Origin of the sequence: Micromonospora tarensis, from assembly GCF_016803395.1 — a bacterium.
GTDB classification, from domain to species: domain Bacteria; phylum Actinomycetota; class Actinomycetes; order Mycobacteriales; family Micromonosporaceae; genus Micromonospora; species Micromonospora tarensis.
The window spans coordinates 1-6,496 of the sequence record NZ_JAEVHL010000309.1 but is presented as its reverse complement, the minus strand read 5'-3'; the positions used below and the strand labels follow the sequence as shown (position 1 = coordinate 6,496).

Annotated in this window: 8 protein-coding genes and 1 pseudogene; 5 read left to right on the top strand and 4 right to left on the bottom strand. The window is 72.5% G+C overall.

Translation table 11 applies throughout. The features are described 5' to 3' along the window. A pseudogene (locus tag JM949_RS32335) lies at positions 1-263 on the bottom strand (hypothetical protein); the annotation flags it as partial. Positions 264-392: 129 nt separating this feature from the next. Between JM949_RS32335 and ndhC the strand changes: the two are divergent. Then, positions 393-770: an NADH-quinone oxidoreductase subunit A gene (gene ndhC, locus JM949_RS32330; protein WP_203151875.1), complete on the top strand. Its 378-nt coding sequence runs from the start codon at positions 393-395 to the stop codon at positions 768-770. Positions 771-798: 28 nt separating this feature from the next. Here ndhC and folP read toward each other — a convergent pair whose 3' ends face one another. Continuing rightward, positions 799-1,668, bottom strand: a complete 870-nt coding sequence (folP, locus tag JM949_RS32325) for a dihydropteroate synthase (protein ID WP_203151874.1) — start codon at positions 1,666-1,668, stop codon at positions 799-801. A 155-nt stretch (positions 1,669-1,823) separates the two neighbouring features. Between folP and JM949_RS32320 the strand changes: the two genes are divergently transcribed. Both JM949_RS32320 and JM949_RS32315 read left to right on the top strand, forming a co-directional pair. After that, positions 1,824-2,426, top strand: coding sequence for a DivIVA domain-containing protein (locus JM949_RS32320; protein ID WP_203151873.1), 603 nt, complete (start codon positions 1,824-1,826; stop codon positions 2,424-2,426). Then, positions 2,423-2,920 carry an SRPBCC family protein gene (locus JM949_RS32315; protein ID WP_203151872.1) on the top strand — a complete coding sequence of 166 codons (498 nt, stop codon included), beginning with the start codon at positions 2,423-2,425 and terminating at the stop codon, positions 2,918-2,920. Before JM949_RS32320 ends, JM949_RS32315 begins: the two co-directional genes overlap by 4 nt. Here the strand turns inward: JM949_RS32315 and JM949_RS32310 are convergent. After that, positions 2,865-3,758 carry a sterol desaturase family protein gene (locus tag JM949_RS32310; RefSeq protein ID WP_203151871.1) on the bottom strand — a complete coding sequence of 298 codons (894 nt, stop codon included), beginning with the start codon at positions 3,756-3,758 and terminating at the stop codon, positions 2,865-2,867. The two genes, JM949_RS32315 and JM949_RS32310, sit on opposite strands and share 56 nt — an antisense overlap. A 135-nt stretch (positions 3,759-3,893) precedes the next feature. Between JM949_RS32310 and JM949_RS32305 the strand changes: the two genes are divergently transcribed. Both JM949_RS32305 and JM949_RS32300 read left to right on the top strand, forming a co-directional pair. Continuing rightward, positions 3,894-4,475 (top strand): DNA-3-methyladenine glycosylase I, encoded by a 582-nt coding sequence (locus JM949_RS32305; RefSeq protein ID WP_203151870.1) that lies wholly within the window; start codon positions 3,894-3,896, stop codon positions 4,473-4,475. 13 nt (positions 4,476-4,488) lie between these two features. Continuing rightward, the gene (locus JM949_RS32300; RefSeq protein ID WP_203151869.1) at positions 4,489-5,112 is read left to right on the top strand and encodes a hypothetical protein; all 624 of its coding nucleotides are present in this window, start codon (positions 4,489-4,491) and stop codon (positions 5,110-5,112) included. Here the strand turns inward: JM949_RS32300 and JM949_RS32295 are convergent. Then, complete coding sequence (locus JM949_RS32295; protein ID WP_203151868.1) at positions 5,109-6,350, bottom strand: DUF1501 domain-containing protein; 1,242 nt, start codon at positions 6,348-6,350, stop codon at positions 5,109-5,111. The genes JM949_RS32300 and JM949_RS32295 overlap by 4 nt on opposite strands. Positions 6,351-6,496 lie beyond the last annotated feature (146 nt).

Sequence of the window (6,496 nt, the reverse complement as noted above, 5' to 3'; positions counted from 1 at the left end):
GCCGGCTCGGTCGGCTCCGGATCGCCGCCGGGCACGTCGGTCGGAGTGGGTTCCTGCGCCGGAGTGGTCGCGGGCGGGCCCTCGGGGTCGCTGACCGGCTCGGTCAGGGTGGCGACCGGGTCCGCCTCCGGAGCCGCCGCGCTGGCCCAGGCCGGTCCGACGGCCAGCGCCGCGAGCAGACCCAGCGCGAGTGCGGTGGCCAGCGGGGGCGTGGAACGCCGCCGCTTCGCCCGGCTGCCGGGCGATGCCTTCACGCGGGCCATCTGTCCTCCGGTGACATGGGTGGGTTTCCAATATTCGGTAACAGTTGCCCCGGAGCACTAGTCCCATCTGGAAACAACTTCGTAACGTGTTCGGTACGGCGCCTCCGCGCGACCGGTAGGCTCCCCACCGTGACCGGATACCTGGGCTCGTACGCGACGCTCGGGCTGCTGCTGCTCGTGAGCGTTGTCTTCTTCATTACGGCGTTCTCGGCCAACCGGGTGTTACGTCCGGTGCGTCCGGCCGATCCTCCGGGCAAGCGGGCCAGCTACGAGTGCGGGCTCGACCCGGTCGGCGCGGACTGGGCGCAGATGCAGATCCGCTACTACGTCTACGCGTACCTCTACGTGCTGTTCGCGGTGGAGGCGGTGTTCCTCTTCCCCTGGGCGGTGGTCTTCGACCGGCCGGGCTTCGGTCTGGTGACTGTCGTGGAGATGGCGGTATTCGTGGCGGTGCTCGCGCTCGGCATCCTCTACGCCTGGCGGAGGAACATCCTCCGCTGGACCTGAGCGGCACGGTCTCCGGCGATCGTGCCGGTCAGGCCAGTCCTCGGCGGGTCGCGGTGGGCGGGCGGTCGCCCCGGATCGAAGCCACCATGTCCAGCACCCGGCGGGTCGGGCCGACCTGGTGGGCCCGGAACACCCGGGCGCCGAGCCAGGCCGAGACCGCCGTCGCGGCGAGCGTCCCCTCCAGCCGCTCGGCCACCGGCAGGTCCAACGTCTCACCGATGAAGTCCTTATTGGAGAGCGCCACCAGCAGCGGCCACCCGGTACCGCTCAACTCGTCCAGTCGGCGGGTGATCTCCAGCGAGTGCCGGGTGTTCTTGCCGAAGTCGTGTGCCGGGTCGATGAGGATGCCGTCGGGGCGTACCCCGGCCGCCACCGCGCGTTCGGCGAGCCCGGTCACCGTCGCGACCACGTCGGCGACCACGTCGGTGAAGGTGGCCCGGTGCGGCCTGGTGCGTGGCACCAGGCCGCCGGCGTGCGAGCAGACCAGGCCGGCGCCGGTCCGCGCGGCCACCCGGGCCAGCGTCGGGTCGGCACCCGACCAGGTGTCGTTGAGCAGGTCGGCACCGGCCGCCACGGCCTCGATCGCCACCTCGGCCCGCCAGGTGTCGATCGAGATCACCACCTGCGGAAACGCGGCGCGGACGGCGGCGATGGTGTCCACCGTGCGCCGGATCTCCTCGGCGACGTCCACGTCCGTGCCGGGACCGGCCTTGACCCCGCCGATGTCGATGATGGCCGCGCCCTCGGCCACGGCCCGTTCCACAGCGCGGAGAGCGTTGTCGGCGGCGTAGGTGGCTCCTCGGTCGAAGAACGAGTCCGGCGTGCGGTTGATGATCGCCATCACCACCAGCTCGTCGGGGGCGAACGTGCGCCCACCAAGCCGAAGCGCCCCGGCCATGCCGCCTCCTGGAAGTCCGCGCCGTCGCCGCCGCGTCGGCCGGTGCCGACGCTAGTCGGTCGTCCACCAGCGACGCCGGGCGGGCGTCGGCACGGATCATGATCGGGACGGGTGGCGGGGTCGCTACCGGCCGGCTGCCATGCCACGATCAGTGCATGGGTCAGCTTCTGCTCCTCCTGGTCGTGGCGTTGACCGTCGCGGCGGTGGTTTTCGGCGTGACGGTGCTGGTCAGCGGCCGTGATCCCGGCCTGGTGCCGGCCGAGCCGGATTCGCAGGCCGTGGCCTTGCCGAGCACCCGGCCGCTGCGTGAGTCCGACGTGGGGGCGGTCCGTTTCGACACCGGCCTGCGCGGGTACCGGATGGCTCAGGTGGATCAGGCGATGCGCCGTGCCGCCTACGACATCGGCTACAAGTCGGAGCTGATCGGCGTACTGGAGTCGGAGGTCATCGCGTTGCGTGAGGGGCGCACCGAGGACGCGGACCTGCTCCGCCAGGCCCGCGAGCAGTCCGCCAACAAGGTGCCGGCCGCAGTCGAGCCGGGCACGGATGCGCCGCTGACCGACGACGCGGACGCTGCCCCGGTCGGCTCGACCGCCCCCGGCCCGCTGCCCGCCGCTTCCTCGTCCCCGGCCGACTCCGACGGCGTGGCGCCGGCGGTCACACCGGCGGACGGTGAGCCGGCCGAGGAGCAGGCCGCCGGAGCGCCTGTCGACGGCACCGAGCAACGCGACGCGGTGGCTCGGTCGGAGTCGGCGTGACCGAGCCGGCAGGCGCTGACGATCTTCAGGAGGCTGCCCGACCCGGTGCCGGTGAGGTGACCGCCACGGTCATCGTCGGCGCCCCGGCCGAGCGGGTCTTCGCCGGGTTGCTCGCCTGGGAACGTCAGTCCGACTGGATTCCGTTCACCCGGGTCCGGGTGGTCGAGGGTGACGGGCGCGAGGGCAGCCGGATCGAGGCGGTGACCACGCTCGGCCGGGCGACGCTGCGCGACGAGATGCGGGTGGTTCGGGTCGACGAGCCGTACGAGATCGGCGTGGTGCACCACGGCCGGTTGCTGCGTGGGCCGGGCGTGCTGCGCTGCACCCAGCTGGGTCAGGCCCGCACCCAGGTGGTCTGGCACGAGTGGTTCCACCTGCCGGGCGGTCAGGCCGGCCGACTGGCCTGGCCGGTGCTCTGGCCCGGCTCCAAGTTCGGGCTCACCCAGGCGCTGAAGAGGTTCGCCCGGCTGGTCGAGCAGGGCCGGTTGCCCTGACCGCGCCCGGTTCCGGCTGCCAGCCCGGCGCGCGGAAGAGGTGCCCGGCGCGGTGTCGCCAGGTCACCGCGGCGCGAAGGTCCCGCGCGATTGAGGCGTACTCGTGGAAGGCCACCCGAACCGGGTTGTAGCTGTCGACGTTCTTGGTCAGGCCGTACACACAGCGCTCCCGTTCCGGGGCGAACGAGCCGAACAGCCGGTCCCAGACGATCAGGATGCCGCCGAAGTTGCGGTCCAGGTAACCGCCCTGCGAGGCGTGGTGCACCCGGTGGTGCGACGGGGTGTTGAAGACCGCCTCGTACCAGCGCGGCATCCTGTCGATCCGTTCGGTGTGGATCCAGAACTGGTAGAGCAGGTTGACCGAGCCGCAGAACGCGACCACGGCCGGGTGCACGCCGGCCAGGATCAGCGGGATGTAGAAGACCCAGCTGGTCAGGCCGGTCCAGGGTTGGCGCAGTGCGGTGGAGAGGTTGAACCGCTGCGACGAGTGGTGCACCACGTGCGAGGCCCAGAGGATGCGGATCACGTGGTGGCCGCGATGGGACCAGTAGTAGCAGAAGTCCTGCGCGAGCAGGATCACCGGCCAGGTCCACCACAGCTCCGCCAACCGCAGCGGAGTGAACGCGTAGAGCAGCGCGTACGCGGCGGCGATCGGCACCTTCCAGAGCAGGTCGGCGAAGATGCTGCCGAGCCCCATCGCCAGGCTGGTAGCGGTGTCGGCGCCGCCGTAGCCGACCTCGTCGTCGTCGCGGTGCAGCAGGTAGGAGACCCGCTCCAGCACGATGAGCAGCACGAAGGCCGGGATCGACCAGGCGATGACGTCCGGGAACTCCTTCACCGCGGCCTCCGCTCGCCGTGACCGGACGGGGCGCGCCACCGGGCGGCCTCGACCTACCGGTCGGTAACAAGCACCATAGGCAGCCGGGCGGCCGCTGGCAATGGGGTGTCGGACCGATGCCCTAGCGTGTACCGGGTGACTGACCTGGTGATCGGTGCCGATGGGCTGGCTCGCTGTGCCTGGGGGGCGAGCACTCCCGACTACGCCGTCTACCACGACACCGAGTGGGGGCGGCCGCTGCGAGGTGACGACGCGCTCTACGAGCGGATGACGCTGGAGGCGTTCCAGTCCGGGCTGTCCTGGCTGACCATCCTGCGCAAACGTCCGGCGTTCCGGCTGGCCTTCGACGAGTTCCACCTCCCGACCGTCGCCCGCTACGACGACGCCGACGTCACCCGACTGCTCGCCGACGCCGGCATCGTCCGCAACCGGGCCAAGATCGAGGCGGCGATCGCCAACGCCCGTGCCGCGCTGGAGTTGCCGGAGGGGTTGTCCACGCTGCTCTGGTCCTTCGCGCCGGCGCCCCGGCCGGCCCGCCCCGCCTCGTTCGCCGAGCTCGCGCCGATCACCCCGGAGTCGACGGCGATGGCCAAGGCGCTCAAGAAGCGCGGCTTCCGGTTCGTCGGCCCGACCACCGCGTACGCGCTGATGCAGGCGACCGGGATGGTCGACGATCACATCGTCGGCTGTCACGTCACCCGCCGACCGGCGGCGTGATGAGATGACAGGCATGACGACCGAGACCGCGCACCGGGCCGGTGCGGCCGGCCACGCCGGCGGGACGGGCAGCTGGGCGGTGCTGCTACCCGCCGAGCGGTACGAGGCCGAGCGGCTCGTGCACCACGACGCGCTGGAGCTGACCGGCCTCACCGACGTCACCCGGCCGGCACCGGGTGACCAGGTGGCGGTGCTTGTCGACGCGCCGCCTCGACTGGTCGCGCTCGGCCGGGTGAGCGCGCCGAGCCAGCGCCACCGGGAGGACCCGGACGATCCCCAGTCCCCGCTGGAGCCGGGAACGCTGGTCGTGGCGTACACCCGACGGGCCTTCGACGAGCCGGTCCCGGCCGACCTGCTGACGCTCGACGGGCCGGTCACCGCAGTGGAGCCGGCGGCCTTCCGGGCGCTGGCCGACCAGCTCGGTCCGCCCCCGGCACGGCGCACCTGGCTGGTCAGCCTCGACCTGCCGATCGAGGCCGGCACGCCCGCCGAGGCGGTCCGGCTGTTCTGGTCCTACGTGCAGGAGCTGGGCCCGCGCGAGCTGCCGGCCTTCGTGTCGCCGGCCGGTGACGAGTTGGCCATGCAGGCGTTCGTGCTGGGCGAGCAGGCCAACCAGGACCCGGAAGAGGACGACTAGAACAACCCGTCCAGCCGCCCCCGCCAGTCGGCGAGGACCGGGCCCGGGTCGGTGTCCAGCACCTCTTCCAACAGCGTGGCGTAGACGTCCCGGAAGTCGGTGGTGTATTTGAGGTCGCCGTCGTCGAGGTCGGTGAGGCTCGGTGCCGCACCGTGCCAGCCCCCACGGACGCCCGCGCCGAGCAGCAGCACATCCGAGGCGGTGCCGTGGTCGGTGCCGTCCGAGGCGTTGGCCCGCACCCGGCGGCCGAACTCGGAGTAGACCGCCACCACCACCTTCCGGCCCGCCTCGGTGCGACTCATCCGGTCGGCGAATCCGGTAAGCGCCCGGTCCAGCTGACCCAGCAGCACGGCCTGCAACTGCTTCTCGTCCGCGTGCGTGTCGAAGCCGCCCAGTGACACCGAGAAGGCCCGGGTGGACACCCCCGCCTCGACGCACTGCGCGACAAGGTCCAGTTGCGCGTCCAGTGGGGTGCGCGCCCCGCCGGTGGCCGTCGCCGGTGCCTGCTCACCGTCCTGGTCCGCGGCGTCCGGGTCGGCGGAGTCGCGGACCTGGCTGATCATCTCGTCGACCGAGCGCAGGTCGGCGAAGCAGGCGGCGGCTCGACTGCGGGCCGCCGACTCGCCCGACTCGCTGGCCGCGAACGCGGTGAGTGTCTCGGTGGACAGACCCTTGGCGGCCTTCCGGTCGGTCACCGGCACGGCGGCACCGGCGCTGCGCGCCCCGGCCAGCAGCGGCGGCAGCGCCGGCTCGAAGGAGACCGCCAGCCGGGGGTCGCCCCCGACCCGGTCCAGCCACCGTCCCAGCCAGCCGGTGTTCCCGGGCCGGTCCGGTTGCGCGGTGTGCCAGATGTCCATGGACCGGAAGTGGCTGCGGTCCGGCTTCGGGTAGCCGACCCCGCGCACGATCGCCAGCCCACCGTCGGACCAGCGCTGGTGCAGGCCGGCCAGTGCCGGGTTGAGGCCGAAGTCGTCGTCCAACCGCCGCACCTCCCCGTCCGGGTAGGCCAGCTCGGGGCGGGCCGCCCGGTAGGCCGGGTCGCCGTACGGAATGACGGTGTTGAGCCCGTCATTGCCGCCGTAGAGGGTCACCAGCACCAGCGTGCGGGACTGCGGATCGCGGTCCCCGGCGGTGTCCAGCAGGTCCCGCAGGCTGTACGCGCCGGCCCCGGCGGCCAGCGCGCCCGCGCCGACCACCCCGCTGGTCAGCAGGAACCTGCGTCGGGTCACGGTGTCCATGTCGACTCCTCCGCTCAGCTGACTGTGTACTCGGGGCTGACCAGTCCGGCGGCCAGCAACGTGCGCGGTTCGCCGGCCAACGGGGTGAGGGCGCCCGGCTGCGCGCGCCCAGCCGTCGACCACCAGCAGCCGGGCCAGCGCGTCCG